The 19,733-nt window shown below is 40.8% G+C and carries 14 protein-coding genes; 3 read left to right on the top strand and 11 right to left on the bottom strand.

Annotation, left to right across the window (positions count from 1 at the left end):
• Positions 1-161: 161 nt before the first annotated feature.
• The 9 genes from ACEW80_RS32955 to ACEW80_RS32915 all read right to left on the bottom strand — a co-directional run bounded on the left by ACEW80_RS32955 (position 162) and on the right by ACEW80_RS32915 (position 12,870).
• Positions 162-1,502, bottom strand: a complete 1,341-nt coding sequence (locus ACEW80_RS32955) for an FAD-binding protein (RefSeq protein ID WP_373530646.1) — start codon at positions 1,500-1,502, stop codon at positions 162-164.
• A 171-nt stretch (positions 1,503-1,673) separates the two neighbouring features.
• Positions 1,674-2,474, bottom strand: coding sequence for an SDR family oxidoreductase (locus tag ACEW80_RS32950; protein ID WP_373530645.1), 801 nt, complete (start codon positions 2,472-2,474; stop codon positions 1,674-1,676).
• Positions 2,475-2,538: 64 nt separating this feature from the next.
• A complete protein-coding gene (locus tag ACEW80_RS32945) occupies positions 2,539-3,273 on the bottom strand; it encodes a class I SAM-dependent methyltransferase (protein ID WP_373530644.1) in 735 nt (244 codons plus the stop codon).
• A gap of 75 nt (positions 3,274-3,348) precedes the next feature.
• Positions 3,349-4,035, bottom strand: coding sequence for a hypothetical protein (locus ACEW80_RS32940; RefSeq protein ID WP_373530643.1), 687 nt, complete (start codon positions 4,033-4,035; stop codon positions 3,349-3,351).
• A 668-nt stretch (positions 4,036-4,703) separates the two neighbouring features.
• Positions 4,704-5,456, bottom strand: a complete 753-nt coding sequence (locus ACEW80_RS32935) for a response regulator transcription factor (RefSeq protein WP_373530642.1) — start codon at positions 5,454-5,456, stop codon at positions 4,704-4,706.
• A 521-nt stretch (positions 5,457-5,977) separates the two neighbouring features.
• Positions 5,978-6,139, bottom strand: a complete 162-nt coding sequence (locus ACEW80_RS32930) for a hypothetical protein (RefSeq protein WP_373530641.1) — start codon at positions 6,137-6,139, stop codon at positions 5,978-5,980.
• Between the two features lie 54 nt (positions 6,140-6,193).
• Positions 6,194-6,967 carry a sensor histidine kinase gene (locus ACEW80_RS32925; RefSeq protein ID WP_373530640.1) on the bottom strand — a complete coding sequence of 258 codons (774 nt, stop codon included), beginning with the start codon at positions 6,965-6,967 and terminating at the stop codon, positions 6,194-6,196.
• Positions 6,968-6,988: 21 nt separating this feature from the next.
• Complete coding sequence (locus ACEW80_RS32920) at positions 6,989-12,046, bottom strand: AAA family ATPase (protein WP_373530639.1); 5,058 nt, start codon at positions 12,044-12,046, stop codon at positions 6,989-6,991.
• Positions 12,047-12,279: 233 nt separating this feature from the next.
• Positions 12,280-12,870 (bottom strand): chromophore lyase CpcT/CpeT, encoded by a 591-nt coding sequence (locus ACEW80_RS32915; RefSeq protein WP_373530638.1) that lies wholly within the window; start codon positions 12,868-12,870, stop codon positions 12,280-12,282.
• Positions 12,871-13,181: 311 nt separating this feature from the next.
• Here ACEW80_RS32915 and ACEW80_RS32910 point away from each other — a divergent pair, with 311 nt between their 5' ends.
• Positions 13,182-13,793 carry a hypothetical protein gene (locus ACEW80_RS32910; RefSeq protein ID WP_373530637.1) on the top strand — a complete coding sequence of 204 codons (612 nt, stop codon included), beginning with the start codon at positions 13,182-13,184 and terminating at the stop codon, positions 13,791-13,793.
• A 57-nt stretch (positions 13,794-13,850) separates the two neighbouring features.
• On the top strand, positions 13,851-14,456 hold the full coding sequence (locus tag ACEW80_RS32905; RefSeq protein ID WP_373530672.1) for a hypothetical protein: 606 nt from the start codon (positions 13,851-13,853) through the stop codon (positions 14,454-14,456).
• A 472-nt stretch (positions 14,457-14,928) separates the two neighbouring features.
• Here ACEW80_RS32905 and ACEW80_RS32900 read toward each other — a convergent pair whose 3' ends face one another.
• Both ACEW80_RS32900 and ACEW80_RS32895 read right to left on the bottom strand, forming a co-directional pair.
• On the bottom strand, positions 14,929-16,947 hold the full coding sequence (locus ACEW80_RS32900; protein WP_373530636.1) for an ATP-binding protein: 2,019 nt from the start codon (positions 16,945-16,947) through the stop codon (positions 14,929-14,931).
• A complete protein-coding gene (locus ACEW80_RS32895; RefSeq protein ID WP_373530635.1) occupies positions 16,944-18,218 on the bottom strand; it encodes a DUF4255 domain-containing protein in 1,275 nt (424 codons plus the stop codon). Before ACEW80_RS32895 ends, ACEW80_RS32900 begins: the two co-directional genes overlap by 4 nt.
• A gap of 451 nt (positions 18,219-18,669) precedes the next feature.
• Here ACEW80_RS32895 and ACEW80_RS32890 point away from each other — a divergent pair.
• Positions 18,670-19,733 (top strand): serine/threonine protein kinase (locus tag ACEW80_RS32890; RefSeq protein WP_373530634.1); only part of this gene is annotated, 1,064 nt, incomplete at its 3' end.

The following is a 19,733-nucleotide window of genomic DNA, read 5'->3' as shown; positions in this document are numbered from 1 at the left end:
TATGTCTAGGATTCCCATTAATTTTTCTGAATAACAAAATTAAGTTTACTTTTCACTCAAATCCTGATTTTTACTTTGCGTACAGTGCTTTCTACGGTTATTAAGAATAATTCCAGATATAAATCTACATTTTTCGAGAAGCAAAATAACTAAAACACCACCTAGCTCAAGATATGATCTGGATCATACTTTTGTTTCATAGTCTCCCAAGTATCATAATGTTTGCTATAATGTTGCTGCCAATTAAAATCTAATCTGCCAAGCCACCCAGAAAGGTAGCGCTTTCCACCTGCATCTAGCAGCACTTGATTAACTTCTTCTAAAACATCAAGACTTTTGGTATCCCCAGTCGCAACAGCCATAGGAAGAATCGCAAAACAAAGGATATTATCTTCTGGTGGCATCATAAATAGATCAGGTAAATTCTCGGATGCAACCATTATGGCTTTGTGTCCATCTCCCAAACTGAGTGGTAACATATCGAGAATTTCGGGTAAAATTTCTGCCAAGGCTTTAGCACTGATGAAACATTCTATCCAAGGGTGAGTTTGGTTCCAGGCTCCGCTTGCTCGCATCATCTCAAAGCGGGGTTGATAGCGAAAAACGTGGTTTACTGTTTCTTCATCTTCGGTATGAACAAGCTGCCAATAATTTAAGTCCTTCAGTACATCACTCGGATATGGTGCTGTCGAATTATACTCTACGCCAACTTGCAATCCATAAAGCCAATGAGCAAAAAAGCGTTTACCACTAATAGTGTTACGGATACCCTTAGCAGAAGTCCAACAGAAACCTTCAAGATGGTCTATCTGATTACTTTTACCCAACAATACTTGATCGTTCATCCAAGCATCAAGAGAATCATAGAGCAGGTGGAAAGTACGGATGTATTTTTTGATTGTGCGTAACGCCAACGTAGTGCTGACGATAATACCGCATCTTCCCAGACCACCTAAAACTGCATTGTACAATTCGCGGTTTTGTGTGCGGCTACATTGGATATATTCACCATTCCCTGTGATGATATTTAAATCAACCACATTGGCAACTACAGGACCATAGGTTTTGGAAGTGCTGCCAATACCTCCAGTAGAAAGTAGTCCTCCTACTGTTTGTTCAAGGTTAAGAGGTAGGACACAGGGAAGCATCCCGTGAGTAACAGTTGTAGCAACTATATCTTGCCATTTTGTACCAGCCTCACTTGTGATGGTCTGCGATTCGGTATCCACTTCGCAGATGTGGTTGATTTGTGTCAGGTCAAGGGTGAAGCCATCTTGAGCAACAGACTGTCCGCTTTGAGTGTAACCTTTACCACGAGCTTTTAGTCGTAAATGGTTATCTTTAGCGAATTGTATGGCTAAACTGAGTTCTTCAATGCTACGAGGTTGGATAATACCAAGGGTTTTACCCGTAACAAGGTTGCCAAAGTCTGTGGTAGCACTGGATATGCTACCATAATCTTGGATTATATTCACTCCTTCAACACTGATTTGTTGTTCCATGATTGTAGCTGTATTAGCGGTGTTTGCTCACTGCCCATAATACTACTGGTAGTGTTGCATATTTTCCATCAAGTAGCTTGTGAATATTTTAGAATAAGTCTTCACTCTGACTGAAAATTTCAAAATCAAGAAAATACACAATAAAGCTTCTGCCCATAAGTTCTCAAGTGCTTATCCTAGCTGAAGTTCAAGCGGCAATTCTGGATTCATCAATGAAATGCCACCATCTGCACAGATTATCTGACCAGTTATCCAACTTGCTTCTTCCATACATAAAAGCGCTACTGCATTTCCTATGTCTGCTGGAGTTCCTAGACGACCCATAGGCGACCATTGAGTGTGCCACTCTTTAATCAAGTCTTGCGTTTGTTCTGGCAAGCTATCTAGCAGTCCGTCCTGGGTTGGGCCAGGACTAATAGCATTCACAGTAATGCCACGCGAAGCCAGTGCTACTGCAAAGTAGCGCATTAGGGTTTCTACCGCAGCTTTGGCTGACCCCATACCAACCCAAGGTTGCCAGCTTCCTGTACGACTGCCAGCACTATAAGTAATAGCAATAATTCTGCTGCCCTCATGCATAATCTTTGATGCTTCTTGAACCCCGACGAGGAATGCCTTTGACTGAGAATTGAAAGCTATATCCCACTCTTTCAGAGTGATATCCATCGGTGTCTTGTAAAACGTATGGGCTTCTGGTCGAGCATTGCTTACGAAAATGTCTAGCGTTTTAAATTCAGACTGGGTTTGCTTGAACAGGTGGCTGACCTCTTCGGGGCGAGAGATATCAGCCTGAATAATAAACCCATCTGAACCTCTTTCCCGGACTTGAGCCAAGCTCTCTTTTGCTGCTAACTCATTCTGGTAATAATGGATAGCAATCTTAACACCCAGTTCTGCTAGTTTTAACGCAATCCCTCTACCAATGCCACGCGAACTACCTGTAATCAATGCAGTCTTTCCATTGAGCGACATACAACATCTCCTTGATAAAAAGTAAAAGTTTTATCTACAAAATTGACAGTCAATTGCAGCTGTATTAATGATGTTTAATAACTGCCCATAATGCTGGTGGTGTTGCATATTTCCCATCAGGTAGTTTGTGAACACTTTGGAATAAGTCTTCACCTTGACTCAAGATGTCAAAATCTGGGAAATACACAGCAATATCTTCTGCTCTGACGATGCCTGGTCTAATGCCATGTTCCATTACCAGTGATAGTTCGTATGGTAGTTTTCCGTAAGTTTCACTGAGTGAGTTAAAGAAATCAATGCATCCAGCGCCTAGTTCAATTAAATACATTACGCCGTGTTTACCCAGAAGTATGCGTAGCGATTGGGCTAGCATTTCCCGTTTTTCTATGGGAATATGGTGGAAACCCGTTCGCATATAAATATTGGTATCACCGATTTCAGAATGTAGTTGTTCTGCTTGCTGGGGTTCTAAACCATCTAGAAGGCGATACGAAATATTTGTAGCCGTATTTTCAGTAGATGCCATTTCGAGCGCACTCTTAGAGACATCAATTCCAATAACATGGGAAAAAAATTGGGCAAGAAACTTGGTTTGCGTGCCATTACCGCAAGCAAAGTCAATGAGTGGTAATTGGGGATCTAAAAATGATTGGAAACGAGGTAAGTCAACTGCTGCGGCTCGTTCTACATTGGCATCCCACAAAATTGGAGTAGACTTAACTAAAGTTTTGTTCCAATATTGTTCCCAAGCATCAGAAACGTTGATTTCAGGTTTTTTTGTAGCGCTAAGTTTTTCCATGAGTAAGTAGTTATGATTATTGCTTCAGTTTGTTTTTGTTACTATGTAGCTTAGAGAAAAATTCATTTTTACCAGCTATTTGGCAAATTCAACTATTCTTGAAGAAGATAAGGCGACAGATAGTCCGTCGAACATAACGCTGAAAGCTTTATACATCCGATCTATCATATTAAGAAGGTTATTCTCTTGTTGATGATTGAGTTGTATACTATTTAAATACAATTGTATTTTTTCCTCATAAATATCATGACTTTTTTCAACATCAAGATGATATTTTGAAAAATATTTTAAACTTGGGTTCCAGTCATTTTTTTCTACCAAATCTGCAACACATTCAAAGAAAATATGACCAGCAGATTCTAGCGTCAGTATCATGATAATTCTTTCGTAATCATAAGTAGTGCGAAATACCTCTGACATAAGTGAAAATGTGGCATCACGCACAGCAGTGTGCGGTTTGCTGTATAGAGTTTGCAAGTTGGGCTGTTCAACATTCATTGCTTTGAGGTCATCTAAAAACCACTTTTCGTGACCTATATCTTCCATGAGGTGTTGTTGGATTAGTTTATAACATTCTTTATCAGTGATTTGTGATAAATTTATTCTTAATAAATCTTGAAAAGACATTACCCAAAAACTAATATTATGTGCAAGTCCTGCAAAATCTTCTAGGTTAGATTCACACATTTTTAACTTGTTAAACAGACTATTGCTAATTAATTTTTCTTGTTTTTGATCGAGATATTGTTGTATAGTTTTCATGTTTTTCGCATACCTATTTTAATACAAGATAGCTTTACTTATGCTTAACAGGCATGAGTAGTAGCACTAGTATTCATAAATACTTTATTTTGTGGGACTTCTGATGATGTTTTGAAGTTATAAGGAGGCATATTTTATACTAATCCCTTGACCATAATCCGCTTCATAGGGAGATAGATAATTTGGCGCTCTTTGGGTTGTAGTACACTACGCACAATACAGAGAAAGCACTCGTGTGTAAGTTCGGCATACAAAAATATTTACAGCCATTGCGAGGGCTCGCGGAGCATTTTGTAGAGAAGTGATCGCAATGACACTGGATAATTCATTCCGTACAATTACTTAAGTTAAAAGCAAAAACCTAATAATAATTCTTTAAGAGACTACACATTATCGGACAATAGAAAAGTTTATATTCCTAGATGTTCATGAATTATGAAGCTGTGCGCTTCACATGAAATTGGCATAGTAAATGATTATTTTCACAGTCAGAGAATTAGTTGATGGAAAGGGGTAGCTAGTAGTTCACCAACCCGAAAATGACAGGTGTAGGTCGGGTAAAACAGAAGGAGAAAAAGTTTATTTTCTTTACTCTTTAACCTATAGTCGGTTAACTACTAGTACTAATCCTACTGATAAAATCTGGAGAAAATTTGCCAGTAATGGCTTTATCCGAACCGATAGCCAAAACCTCTTACAGTCACAAGATATTCAGGATGAGAAGGGTCTAGCTCTAACTTTTCACGTAACCACCGAATATGAACGTCTACAGTTTTACTATCCCCAAAAAAATCGCCTCCCCAAATTTCATCTATTAATTGCTGTCGTGTCCATACACGCTGTGTATGACTCATAAACACTTCTAGCAGACGGAACTCTTTGGGAGACAAATTTACCTGTTGACCACGAACTAGAACACGGCACTCTTGAGCATTCAAGGTGACATCTTTATACTTTAATACTGTTGTTTGTGGCGAACTAGTTAAGCGTTGGCGGCGGAGTAACGCTCGACAACGAGCCACTAGCTCTCCCATTCCAAAAGGTTTTGTTAAGTAGTCATCTGCTCCTACTTCTAACCCCAGAACACAATCAGTTTCACTATTTTTAGCACTGAGCATCAGAATCGGTACTAGGTTACCTTGATAACGTAGTAAGCGGCAGATTTCTAACCCATTGATCTCAGGCAACATCAAATCCAGAATAACTATGTCAAAGGCAGGTTCTTGTAAGTCAGATTCAAACCTTTTAAGATATTCCATTGTAGATCGTCCATTAGAGGATGTAATCACCTCATAACCTGACTCAGACAATGCTACAGCTAGTATTTTCCGGTTTAGTTCTTCACCTTCTGCTACTAGAATACGACTGGTTTTCCCAATTTCTACTTTGGCAAAACAATTGATTGATTCTTTGGTATACATTGAGATCACAAAAGTTTGGGACTTTGCTGGTATCAAAAGGATGAATCAGACAATTTTCTGTTTTTTCAAGGCATCTGCAAGGGTGGATGCTGAAACACAAGGCGACGAGGACACCTTATTTCCAAATCAGCATAAGTTTCCCATTCGGGAATTTTCATCATTGGGATTGATTGCTAATAAAGTGGTGGCTTGTTGCTTATCAGAGTTGTTAATTTCTCTGGAGAAATCCTCCTTTATTTGCAGAGCTTGTGAAAAAAGTAAACACGAGTATACGAGTGTATAAAGTGCTTTGCCCTAGAGTAAGTTTTCTGGCGCATCATGATAGTACACCTAGCCTTAGTAATTGACAAGCACCAAAAATGCTGCGACTAACCCGGCGATAGTCACTACATTTTTGTAGTCTCAACCTCTACAACCTGAATTCAACAAATTAAAAAACGGCTCAGTGTGCCACTTCAAATCTTGAAAAATGGTTACATAAGGCTATTGCTGCTTTTGTCAAGGGCGAGGCTGTCTCTTGTTCAAGGGTGAAATTGCCGCAAGGCTTGGATGTTACAAGGGCTAAAACAGAAGCCACCAAAAGATGAAATACTAATACAGAGGAAAAAACGATCGCTTCTTGATTTATCTTCAGATGAGGCGATCGCCTTATTTTGCTCTCTTTGCATTTCTTTAGAGACCATCTCTTAATGAAGATATTTAGCATCCGTTTAAGATGTCACTATGAAATTGCCAAATTAACTGTCAGTCTGAGCCAGAATCGGTAAGGTGATCACAAATTCTGTTCCCTCGCCAGGGGTAGAATTTACCAAGAGCGAACCGCCATGTTTTTCTAATACAATAGACTTAGCGATCGCCAATCCTAATCCTGTGCCTTTACCGACACCTTTGGTAGTAAATAAATGCTCGAATACTTTTTGTTTAACTGATTCATTCATGCCAACTCCATTATCAGCAATCTTTACCTCAACCTGTGTCTCTTTCAAAGCTGTGGTAATCGTAATCTGGTTAGGATTAGCTTTAATTTCTTCAAAACTCCGACCTGTATTTGATTCATCCAACGCATCAATAGAGTTGGCGAGGATGTTCATAAATACCTGATTTAATTGACCAGGAAAACATTCAATTTGAGGTAAATTATCATACTCAGTCACTACCTCAATGGCGGGACGTTGTTCATTTGCTTTGAGACGATGTTTCAAAATTAGAATCGTGCTATCAATACCTTCGTGGATATTAAACCGTACTTTGTAGGCTTGGTCTGCACGAGAGAAAGTCCGAAGACTGATGCTGATGTTTTTTATCCTCTCACAGGCCATCGTCATCGAATCAATCATTTTCGGCAAATCTTCTAAGCTATATTCCAAGTCGATTTCTTCGGCATGATTTTTGATTTCATCCCCTGGAGCGGGAAACTTTTCTTCATATAGTTTCAAGTGTTCTATAATATCAGCAATACTGGGTTTAGCCTGTTTGAGACTAGCAGCGATGAAACCAAGGGGATTATTCATTTCATGGGCTACTCCAGCAACTCAATTACCCAGCGCAGACATCTTTTCACTTTGCACAATCTGTAATTGAGCGTGTTGTAAATCTTCTAATACTGTCATGAGTGCTTGAGATTTTTCTGTTACCGCTTCTTCAGCTTGTTTGCGTAAGCGAAGCTCCTCGTAGAGATCGCTAATATCAATAGTTGTCCCAACTAGGCGATAAACTTTGTTTGTCTCGTCTTTTAAGGGACTGAGTGTAGTTAACCACCAACTTTTTTGCTCATTAAATGTTAGACATTCTTCATAAGTGACTGGTACTCCCAGTTGGAAACAACGCAGATAATTTTGATATACTACTATACCTTCATCACCATGTAATTCTTGCGGAGTTTTACCTAACACTTCCGAAGCAGGTATACCAACTGCTAGTTCACAGGATTTGCTCCATCCTATGTACTCAAACCTTCCATTTTCCCGGACATCAATTACAAAGATGAGACAGCCAACACCTTCATAAATACTACTTAGAAACTTCTCTCGTTCCTGAAGATGATTATATAATTGGGCATTTTCCAAAGAAATGGCAGCTTGAGTACAGAGGAAATTCAAAACATCAAGGCGATCGCTTGTAAATACACCACTCGTCAGTTTATTTTCTAGGTAGAGAATCCCCACCAAATGCCCTTGATTAATAATCGGAGTACATAACACACTTTGAGGTTGATGTTCTAACATATACTTTCCAATTACCCCAATAATATCTGTTTTGCAATTGTCTATCACAACTGTTTGTTGGGTATTTTTGACGTAATGAATAATTTTTGTAGGAATATGCTGACAATTATCTAGTAATTGGGATTCAAGAATTGTTTGGATATCTATTGAGGAATTTGACTCTTGATTAATATAAGTAATTGCTCTTACTTGCCAAATATCCTCATGAGAAAGAATCAGTACAACTTTTTTCGCGCCAGAGTTTTCTAAAATAATCCGGGTAAGATTGGCAATAAGTGTATCTTCTTCCAAAGAACTAGAAATAGCTTGAGCGGCTTTGAGAACAGAGGTAAAATCTAGAATACCGGAAATACTGGTGTTGCCAGAACTAGAAGTGCGAGTAGATGAAGAAATACCAGAAAAAGCGATGGTTTCTAGAGGATTGAAGTTAAGTTGTCGCTGTTGTAGAATTGCTTGCAGTAGTTGAGGATAACGTTTTTCTAAGTCATCAACTTTGGCTTTTGCTCCCCAATGGGCATAACAATAGTAAGCTTCCTGCATATATGCAACGGCGACTTTTTCTTTGCCCCAGTGAAGGTAGAACTTGGCAGCGAGTTCGTTAGCTAAGGCTTCTTCTTGGATGTAACCGTTGGCTTTGGCTCCAGCGATCGCGCGATCGTACCAATCGGCTGCTTCATAGTGCTTTCCTAAAATCCGATATTTTTCTGCTTCAACTAGGTCAACTTTATGCTGGTGATTCATCGGGGCATAATGCGCCCAATGCTGTAATTCCGTTTGGTTTTGTGCCACACGTTGGAGCGCTTCTGATGTCTCATCTGATGGTTGACTCAAATGTGCTAAAACGATCAGAGAATCGTAGAGATAAAACGCAGGTTCACCAATAAATCCTGCACCAGCAATTGCATAGCGTCTGACCTCAACTGCGTAGTTTATAGCTTGCTCAATTTCCCCAAACCAGAAGCAAAGCGTCAACTTATATAAATAGAAAGAATACAGCCCAAATAAGTCATTGGTAGACAGCAACAGTGGCAGAAATTCTGTCTCTTGGAGATGGCTCTCCCCCGACAAAATCCAGGGATGCTCTGCAAAACCTAACAGATTTAATATAGATTGCCAAAAGATTCGGCAGTTATTAGCTGCAATGCTTTGGTGCAGTTGCACCAAAGCATTGCAGTAGATGCGAGTCTCCTGTTCTAAGATGGCAAGAGGCTGACCGCACCAAAAAGAATTGTTACAAAAATTGATGGCATTATTTCCAGCGAACTCTGGGTTTCCGACTTCTAGTCCAGTAGCATAACCCTCTTGCGCGAGTGGTAGCGTTTCTTTTGTATGAGAGTTGCGGTGCAGAATAAATGCTCCCAGCGCAGCTAATACTTCAGATTTAATTGCTTTGGCATCCAGTTTGTAGATGACCTGGAGTGCTAACTGACCAAACTGCACTGCTGTATCTACATCTTTGAGCATATTACACAGAATGATCCCATACATAGCATAATGAAAGGCTGAAACTGATGTGTTGCCATATTGAATGGATAGTTTAACCGACAACGCAACTAGTAATGGGAGCAAGGGAGAACCAGTAATATGAGTTGCTGAGATGATGCTACTGGCAATCTGGACAATTGCGAGTTTTGAATCATCCGTCATCACAGGTAGGTGAACTAAATCTTCAATTTTTCTGTCTCCAATCAACTCTCCGAGTCTTTGGAATACCTGTTGAATATCTGTGGGTGTAGGTGTTTCTGGAAAGGTGACGCCAAGCTGTTGCAGAATTGTTTGAGCGATGGCGATCGCTTCAGTAAATTCACTTTGGGAAACATGAGATTGAATTCTAATGCGGTAAACATTAACCTGTTCAGGTAAAGAGTGCGCCTGTTTGGTAACAATATCAATGTACTGTTCCATCTGTGCAAAGTCGCTACAGAGGAAAGCTACTTCAGCCGCTAATTCATGTAAGGCAAGGGTCATTTCATGCTGCTGTTGCCAAGCCTTTTCTCCCAACAGAGATAATCCCACTGCGGCATATTCACGAGCTGCTTGATAGGCGGTGGCGGCTCTAGCTTTGCGACAAGCGGTAAGGTTAAGTTGGGCTAATTCATCTCGTTCTGATTGTTGGCTAACGAGAGAGGTTCCGTAATTTAATTGATTGACCAGTTCAAAAATCCGGTCAACTCTGGCTGCGGGGGAAATCTTTTTTAGGAGTAGTTGTCCGATGTGGTAATGGGTAGTCTGTTTTTGGAGATTGGGAATCAGAGAATAGGCAGCTTGCTGTACTCGGTCGTGTAAAAATCTGTATTTGGCTAATTGTTTACTGGTATTCTCATTTTGCAGTGTCAATTTATCATTATCTTCCCCTTGATAAAACTTATAAACATCACTAATTGGTAAAATTACCCCTTCTTGTAAAGCTTTCCACAAATCAGCCGCCGTTTCGATTTCTGATGCTTCCGAAACAATCGCTAAAGTTGCCAAATCGAATTGATTGCCAATACAAGCCGCTAGTTGCAACACCTGTTGAGTTAATGGTGGCATTCTACGTAATTGCAATGCCATAAAATCAACAATATCATCTGTTACTGCTTGCTGATTCACCTGTGCAATATCACACTGCCAACAACCTGAATTAACGTCAAATTCAATCAATTTATCTTGATGCAATGCTTTGAGAAACTGTGTAGCAAAAAACGGATTACCTTGAGTTTTACGATATACCAAATGAGAAAGAGGCAACGCTAATTTTTCTGTACATCTCAGTGTGTTAGCAACTAACTGATTCACTGTCTTTTGATTCAGTGGTGCTAAGGTAATTGTATTGATCGTTGCTTGTGTTTTTTTGATTTCACTCAACGTCAACATTAATGGATGTCCTGGGTTGATTTCATGATCACGATACGCACCAATTAACAAAAGATGCCCTGTATCAGCCATTAATAGTTGCATTAACTTTAATGATGCCGAATCTGCCCATTGCAAATCATCTAGAAACATTACTAATGGATGTTTGACAGTGGTAAAGACTTGGGTAAATTTTTGGAATAATAAATTAAATCTATTTTGTGCCGCAGTGCCTGATAATCTTGTACTAGGTGGTTGTTGACCAATAATTATTGATAATTCGGGGATGACTTCAATAATTACCTGTCCGTTTTCGCCAACAGCTTCTAATATCTTATTTTTCCATTGCTGGATTTGAGCATCGCTTTCTGTGAGCAATTGACCCATTAAATCTCGGAATGCTTGCACAAAAGCACCCAAAGGAATATTACGTTGAAATTGGTCATATTTTCCTTTAATAAAATAGCCACGTTGCCGCACAATTGGTTTGTGAACTTCGTTAACAACTGCTGTTTTACCAATACCCGAAAATCCTGTGACCAGCATCATTTCTGTTGCACCCAGACTAACCCGCTCAAAGGCTTCGAGTAGGGTTTTTACTTCGGTTTCTCGTCCATAAAGTTGATCAGGGATGATGAAGCGATCGCACACATCCCGTCGGGCAATCTCAAAACTCTTAATTTCGCCAGTTTCTTTTAGCTGATGTAAACAATTTTCTAAATCAAACTTCAATCCTAATGCACTCTGATAGCGGTCTTCGGCATTTTTCGCCATCAATTTCATCACGATATCACAAAGAATTTGAGGAATCTCTTCTTTATTGCCTAAAAGTGGCGGAACTTTTGCAATATGAGAATGTATCAACTCCATTGGATCATTTGATTGAAAAGGTAATTCTCCTGTGAGTAACTCGTAGAATGTCACACCTAAAGAATAAAAATCAGTTCGGTAGTCAATTCCCCGATTCATTCTGCCTGTTTGTTCTGGGGAAATATAAGCTAGTGTCCCTTCTAACACATTGGGATTGACGAGGGTTTGGGTTTCTCTTGGTAATAGTGATGCAATGCTAAAATCGATTAATTTAAGTTGTTTAGTTTCGGGATTAATTAAAATATTGCTGGGTTTGATGTCTTTATGAATAATCCGCTGCTGATAGAGTATATCTAAGGTATTGCACAGAGCGATCGCTAAAAGCAAAAATTCTTGCAGAGACTTTGTATGTGATATTTCTACACAGGTAAAATAATCCTTTAAAGAAATTCCCCCAAAATCTTCCATTACCAAGGCATAACCATTTTGATAGGGTTCTAGGCTATAGGTTTGGATGATTAGGGGTGAGTTGAGATTTTTGGCGATGGTATACTGATTGCGAAATTGCACCAGTTCGCTGAAACTAGGATAGGGATTTTTCAGCAGTTTAATGGCTACAGGTAATGAGTCAGCCTGTCGATACCCTCGATAAACCAGGGTTCTGGAACCATTGTAGAGTTGGTCGCTGAGGTGATATCCGGCAATATTAATTGTAATCATTATCCCACCACTAAATATTGACAATTTCTGAATTTAGTGTTCCCAAATAAATGAGGCAATTCTCTTTCCGAGATCAATACCTTCACTAAAAAGCTGAAACTGTATCCTAATGGCAGCCGGAAAACTTGGATTGAGTGAGTTCCTTATTTTCGTTCACTGTTATTAACTGCTACAGGATATTATGAAAGTAAGGAGTTATGAGTTTTAACTTCTCACTCCTAACTCCTTACTTGTTATACCTTCACTTCATCGGCAAAACTGCCCCAACGGACAAAGTGAAATGCTCCGGCGATAGACCCCCAGAGATGTTCATCGGTGTCTAAATCTCTTCCCCTATCGAGGCTGAAAAATTTTTCAGCGTCAATCTCAAATTCATTATCCAGATAAGTATTTTTGCCATCACGAATTATAATACAACCTTTACCAGGTTCAACCCTGCCTTTGAAGCTCTGACCTGTCCACTCTACAACCATGTTGCAACCTGGCATTTTTTCCAGTTGGTCAATGGATAAGACTTTTAGGCGTTCGGGGTCACGAGATGCGCCATAAAACTTTTGTTCTTCTTTAATTGTGTAGTGTTCGATGACAATGTGGTTTTCTGTCGGAATCAACTTCATCACCCGCATTCGGTAGGGTTGATTGAGCATAAAATCATAAGCTTGTTCGAGAAACAAGCTCACCCCAGATAACAATTCCAAGGGTAGAGGACGGATACACACGCGAATATGGGCATAAAAAGGCGGATTTTCAAAAGCTTGTGCTTGATTGCTAAAGTCAGCTGCCATCAAGCGGGCTAAGGTAGCGATATCAGTAGAATGAGTCATTACAAGATGATCAACCAGTTGCTTAAAAATTATATAGGAGTATTTTGACACTTCTCAGACTGAAAAATCCTAGCTGCGATCGCAATTTTTTGGATAAATAATCCAATAAAATTCAATAAAACTCACTTTTGGCTATTTGCGTAGTTTACCTCGGCAGGTCTTACCCTGAGCCTGCGTCGTACCCCTGCGGGGAAGCAAGCTACGCGCAGCGTCTCGCAGAGAAGGGTATCGCTATCGATTTAATTTTCTGGCATTAGGTTCTGGTGCGTCTTGGTATAAAATAGGGAGTATAGATTTGGCTGAGGTTTTTTATGAATTCCCGCCGCATTCTGAAAGCTGGTGAATCTTATACTTTTAGCCGATATTTTGAATTACCATTTACTATTGATGATATTTTAGCCGAATTAAATTGCACTTTTGAAAGGAAGAATCTCACGCTACCTGAATATTCAGAAATTTTAGACATCCAGTTTTTACAGCAGCAACTTCAGCGGAATTTATCTCACATCGATTTAGTTAATGAAACTGCCAGACGGGAAGCTTTAATTGGCCCGATTTTGTTTGAGGTATGCGATTTAACTAATCAGCGACTCAATATAGAATATTCTATTGCTGTCAACGACTATTTGAAAGGAACTCTCGACTATTATATTGCAGCGCCTCAAAATTTATTAGTCATCGAAGCCAAACAATCAGATTTAGTTAGGGGATTTACCCAACTTGCAATCGAATTAATCGCACTTGATCAATGGACTAAATCTACATCAAAGCTTCTATATGGAGCAGTTACGACTGGTGAAGACTGGCGTTTTGGAGTTTACCATCGCGCAAATCGTCAGGTAACTCAAGATCAGAAACGCTATCAAGTTCCAGAAGATTTATCGCTGCTGATAAAAATTCTCATAGGTATTATTAATGGTTAATAAATTGAAGCATGATAAAAAAGCTAAAATTTAATGGTACTCACAAGCACAAAAGTTATGAGTCGTCGTCGGATTTTGCAAGAGGATCAATCCTACACATTTCGATCCTATTTTGAAATGCCTTATGAGGCAGACGAAATCTTGGCTGAATTGGGCTATTCTTTGTTAAGAAAGCCTCTTGATTTACCACGTAGCGATCGCCACTTAGAACGTTTGGAAGAGTTACGACAGCGAATTGATGCGTCTTTACTGCTAGTTAGTTTGAGCAGTGAGACAGCGCGCCGGGAAACGCTTGTAGCACCTGCATTGCTGGAGGTTGCTCGGTATTGTCAATGCCAAGTGCGAATTGAGTATCCTTTGTTGGTTAATAACTGGCTAAAAGGCAATTTGGATTACTTTCTCAAATGTAATCCTGGGTTGCTGGTAGTTGAGGCAAAAAATAATGACTTAACCAGAGGATTTACACAACTTGCAGTAGAGTTAATTGCAATTTCTGAAGTTGAAGAAGGTGATATCTTTTACGGCTCAGTAACAATGGGTGATGCTTGGCGTTTTGGTCGTTTAGAAAAAAGCAAGCAGCAGATTTTTCAGGATATTTCACTGTATAGAATTCCTGATGATTTAGCAGATTTAATGAAGATTTTGGTAGGAATTTTGGAATGAATGGTATCACTGTTTTCTAGCGTCGGATTCTAAAAAACTTTCTCTTCTAATCCCAGACTGAGAATACCTAGAATTTTACCAATCTGGTTTAAAAAATATTCATTTAAATCAACTTCTATTGTTTTTTCTTCCAGGCGCATCCTGTCACTCGCTGGAGAAGCACATAAATATTAGCCTATATTTTTGCCTTTTTTCAGTGGCGATCGCTATCGACTTAAGTAGAAATTATTTTGTTTCGCGCAAAGGCAAGGCAGCGCGGTCTTCTCCCAAAGGGAGAGGCTAGCGCCAAGGGGGTTTTCCCCATGAGTGACTGCCGCGCAAAGGCGCGAAAAATCTAACTTGATTCTTAGTGAAAATCTTAATTCATACCCAGATTCAGCAACACCTAATTTTTTGGTATGTAGCAGACCGCTCACAAATTTTACAAACTATCAAGCTGTCAGCGTTTTCGACTAAAGTTGGAATTTTAAAATCATACCCACCCCCCAATTTCCGCCTCAGTCAAAGGCTTTTCTAACTTAGTGTATTCTGTTTGAGCCGCCCGCAAAACGTGTTTCATCTGCACGGCTTCCCCAGCATCAGCAGCTAAAAAAGCTGCATTTAAGGCAATGTTACGGATATTACCCCCAGCCACATTTAGCCGTGCCAGTTGCAGAGCATTTAAGTCTGCGGTGGGAGTTTTGGCTGGAAAGATGCGTCGCCAAATCTCGGCTCGCTGGGTTGTATCGGGAAAGGGGAACTGGACTACAAAGCGAATGCGCCGCAGGAAGGCTGTATCAATTGCACTCTTCAGGTTCGTAGTCAGAACTGCTAAACCTGGGTAGCTTTCCATGCGTTGCAATAAATAGCTAACTTCAATATTGGCATAGCGATCGCGTGCATCTTTGACTTCACTTCGTTTGCCAAATAAGGCGTCAGCTTCATCAAATAACAAAATCACTCCGCCTTGTTCGGCTGCATCGAATACCCGGCGCAGATTCTTCTCTGTCTCTCCAATATATTTGCTAACCACCGATGACAGGTCAATGCGATAAAGATCGAGGCGTAATCTATGGGCCAGCACTTCTGCCCCCAAGGTTTTACCGGTGCCGCTAGCACCTGCAAATAGGGCGCTGATTCCTAACCCCCGCTCACTCTTGGCGGCAAAACCCCAATTATTATATACAGTACTACGTTGCCGTACATGAGCCGCAATTTCCCAGAGAATTTGTTTCTGGGCCTCTGGTAATACTAAGTCTTCCCAATCACCAGATGGCTCAATGCGTTGGGCGAGTTCATCCAAGCGCGGACGTGCTTGCACACGGCAAGCATCCCATAAAATGCTGGTGATATCGTTTTGGGATGTTTGTGCTAACTGTCCTGCGGCTTCTGCACAAGCGGCGCGAATGGTTGCAGCACTTAGGTTAAACTGCTCCACTAAAGATTTCACTTGCCCATTCATTTGCGGTGCGTAGACGCTTTGCGTCTTGTCGTCAGACATTGCAGCTAGGGCATCTTGCCATACTGTACCTTGTTCTTTGGTAGTTGGTTGATGTACGTCAAAATTAACTACCAGGCGTTCTGATAAGCTTATGCGTTCCCGACTCGTGACTATTAAAAAGCCGTTTGTGCGTTCGATGAAATGTGCGATCGCATTCAGCCGTGCTGTATCATTGGTGTCGAGTTCGTTGCAGTCTATAAGTAAGGCACACTTACTTAAAATCGTCTCACGAGTCCACAGGCGAATCAGATTATTTAAATCGCTAGGTGCTAATGGAATGACTTGTGCAGGCATTACCCACAAGCTTAAACCCTGGAGTTGACAAATTGTGGCCGCAATGGTACGTTTGCTAGCAGTTTCTTTACTACATAACTGGACAATTGGCAAGCTATTAACCTTGTAGGCTTGCGCCCACACTGCCGCCACTCGCTCTGCTAAATCTTGGTGCGAGGGTACTAAGTCATTAACCTCTTGTAATGGCTCAATGATGCCAGCTAATCGTTCGTCAAGATATTGAATGCCCGTCAAATAATGTAAAATCCGCTCGTCAATTCTCAACGAACTGAGGGTAAGGGCATGAGCTTCACCAAGCTGAATTAACCGCCAATGCCGTAAGGGAGCATTTGGAGCGATCGCATCCCAGTGGACATTGGGTAAAGCTGCCAGAGCTAAACTAAAGGTTGGGTAAGCTCTTTGTAAATCCCCGTGGATTATAGCACACAATTTAGCAAAATCTCCATTCAATTCCATACCTGCACACAACAGCAACAAATCACGTTCAAAGGATGAGAGGTTAAACATTTTGCATACTCTCTCCAATGCCGATGGTGTGGGCATAGCAGCAGATGCTTCCTCTAGCGCTTGTTGTAAATGCTCTGGGTTTTTCTCCTGTGGTTGATTTTGCTCCCTGTCCGTGTGATCTTCTAAAATATTCCGCACTACGGCGAGCGCTGCTGATAGGTAGCGGTAGTTTGCCTCATCCCAACTCTTACCAATATTTGTAAGATTCATAAAATTGTCACCTGTGGCGAATCATATTCTCCAGACTGATTCTTGTGCAGTGGACTTTCGGCTCCATCTACGTGCACCCGGACGATATAAGTTCCTGGCTTGATGTTTTTGACAGGAATAGTGATTGCATCAGTATCTTGGGTGCGTGGTGCAACAAAGAAAGAGTAAGCTACCGGACTATCATTTGATAGTTCATTGAGTAGCAACACTACCCGCTGTACCTTGCCAACTTTGGGCTGAAATTTAACGGTAATTTCTGCTGAACGTAAATTGTCGCTGCTATTTTCCAGTTGAGCAACAAATGCTGTAATTGTGGGATGTAGCACAAAAGCTGCAACGTTCGATTCAACGACATGATTTGTTTGCCCTGCATTGCCCATTGTCAGGTGTACGACTTGGACACCCTGCACGCTTGCGTATAAATCTGGCGGTACTAACAAACTGATTTGTGTTTCTTTAACATCCTGAGGTACTAGTAACGTCTCCGTATTACCCAAACGAACTCGGGTGATATCACCGCGTAACCGCTTACCACGAATTACTAATGTTGTGCCTGCAACAATCATTTGTTCAGTCTTTGCTGGAGCTGTCACTTGCTCAATATTCGGTTGAGGCAAGGGCATGATGTAGAAACCTTCAGGGTTATCAGAGTCACTGCTCTCAATCAATACCATTGATGCTAAATAGGTAGCTGAAGGTCGATAGTGCGTCTGTAAAGCAGACCATAACTTAGAAGTTTCTTCCATGTTAAAAAACTCTGGAGTCAGCTTAATCTGCCCAATTTGTTCAGCTAAATGGGATACAGACACACTTGCTACAGCTTGCGAAAATGCACTTGAGGTATTGGTTGTAGATGCATTTATCAAAGTATTTTCAATAATATCAGACGTAATAACTGGTGTTTTATGTAACAGTTGCATTGCGTAGCCCAGTAAAAGCTCTGTTTGAAAATCCTTGGCTCCGTAAGCCGTTAGTAGGTAGTGGAGGTCGAGAGCCAGTGGTGGAGTCGGAGAGCGCGGGTTTCCGTTGATGCGTGAGTGCCTGCTCCGAAATTCTTGAGACACCCAATCGACATTGCGATTTTGCGTCACTTGATAGAGAAAGAGATTGATTTGAGCACGCTCGTCAGCCTCAACTGAAATTCGATCAGGCGGTAGGGCAGTTACAATTACATCACCAAGACTAGCAGCGATCGGATCACTGACTAAACCATTTTCCAGCAAGACTTTTAGTACTGCTGTCACAGCGGCTATAGAGAGCACATTACTCATTCTCATTCCTCATGGCAATAGCACATATTAATCATGTACGCCAGAGTACATTGACAGAATATATTTTGCAAAACTTTAAATATTCTGTAACAGAGGCTATTGACCTTAGTCAGCATAGGCGGACTTCTCTGCGTTCGCGTAGCGTGTCGCAGACAGACGCTACGCAAATGTTTGTGTAGTCGCAACTTCCAGTCTCTTGCTGCTCTGGTGCAAGATTTACGTTAACTTAATATCAGGAACAAATTTCAACTGCTATAGGTCTTAATTTTAAGTATTTTATCAGATTAGTGGCATTACTTTAAGTTTCTAATATGATAAACTGAGTGTAATTAGGTAAGTCTTAGTAAAATATCGTACTAATATTTATCGAAGCGCGCAAAAGATTTGTAATACTATGTAGTATCTTTGACTAAAGCTAACATTTAAAAGTAACTAGGATGGGTTGCCCCAGATGAAATCCCCACCTCCTTCAAATTCTTGGAATGGTCGCTTCGTAGGTGATAACCAGCGATACCGTTTAGACAAACGGTTAGGCGGGGGTGGCATGGGAGAAGTCTTCCTAGCAATGGACACCCGTGTAGGTCAGCAGGTAGCGTTGAAGTTTCTCAAAGATACGCTGGTGGCATCACAAGAAATGAGAAAGCGTTTTGAGCGTGAGGTGGCAGTTTGTGCTGCATTGCAAAGTGACCACATTGTTAAAATTAGTGATTGTGGAGTCACCCCGGAAGGCTTTCCATTTTACGTAATGGAATATTTGCGGGGGCAAACGCTCAGGCAACTACTGCTGCGCGAAAAGCGGCTATCTGTTGAGCGGACTGTGAAGATTATGGCGCAAGTTTGTAAGGGTCTACAGCTTGCTCATCAAGGAGTTACTCTCCAACGCGATGGCGGAAAAAGTACTGAGCATATTCAGGTAGTTCATCGTGACCTGAAACCAGATAATATATTTTTAGTACCTACAGATTTAGGAGAGTGGGTAAAGGTTTTGGATTTTGGTGTTGCCAAAATTCGCAGTGAATCTTCGGAAAATTCCAACATTACAAATATAACTAGTACGTTTATCGGTACATTTCGTTACGCACCTCCCGAACAAATCCAAAGTGATAAAAACCTGGATGCTAGGGGCGACATTTACAGTTTGGGAATTATCCTTTACGAAATGCTGAGTGCAGCCGACCCCTTTGGGATTAGTATTAAGGGTAGTCAGATCAGCGAAGCCTCTTGGGTGTTAGCTCACGCTTATGAGCCACCGAAACCACTGCGATCGCAACCAGGGTGCGAGAATTTACCTATACAATTGGAGGCAGTTGTGATGAAATGCCTCCACAAAAACCCAGCTAACCGATTTGCAACGGTAGAAGAACTCAATCAAGCTTTGCAAGCTGCTGCCAAATTTGTAACAGGGACTACTAGTGTACCCGGTCAAACTCTTGGGCAGCCGCAACCTTCATCTAATCAAGGTTCAAATCACGAAACTGTTCCGAGACAATCGAACGACGATACCATTCTTCGCCC

The organism is Nostoc sp. (assembly GCF_041747015.1).
Lineage (GTDB): Bacteria > Cyanobacteriota > Cyanobacteriia > Cyanobacteriales > Nostocaceae > Nostoc.
This window is presented reverse-complemented; position numbering and strand designations above follow the sequence as displayed.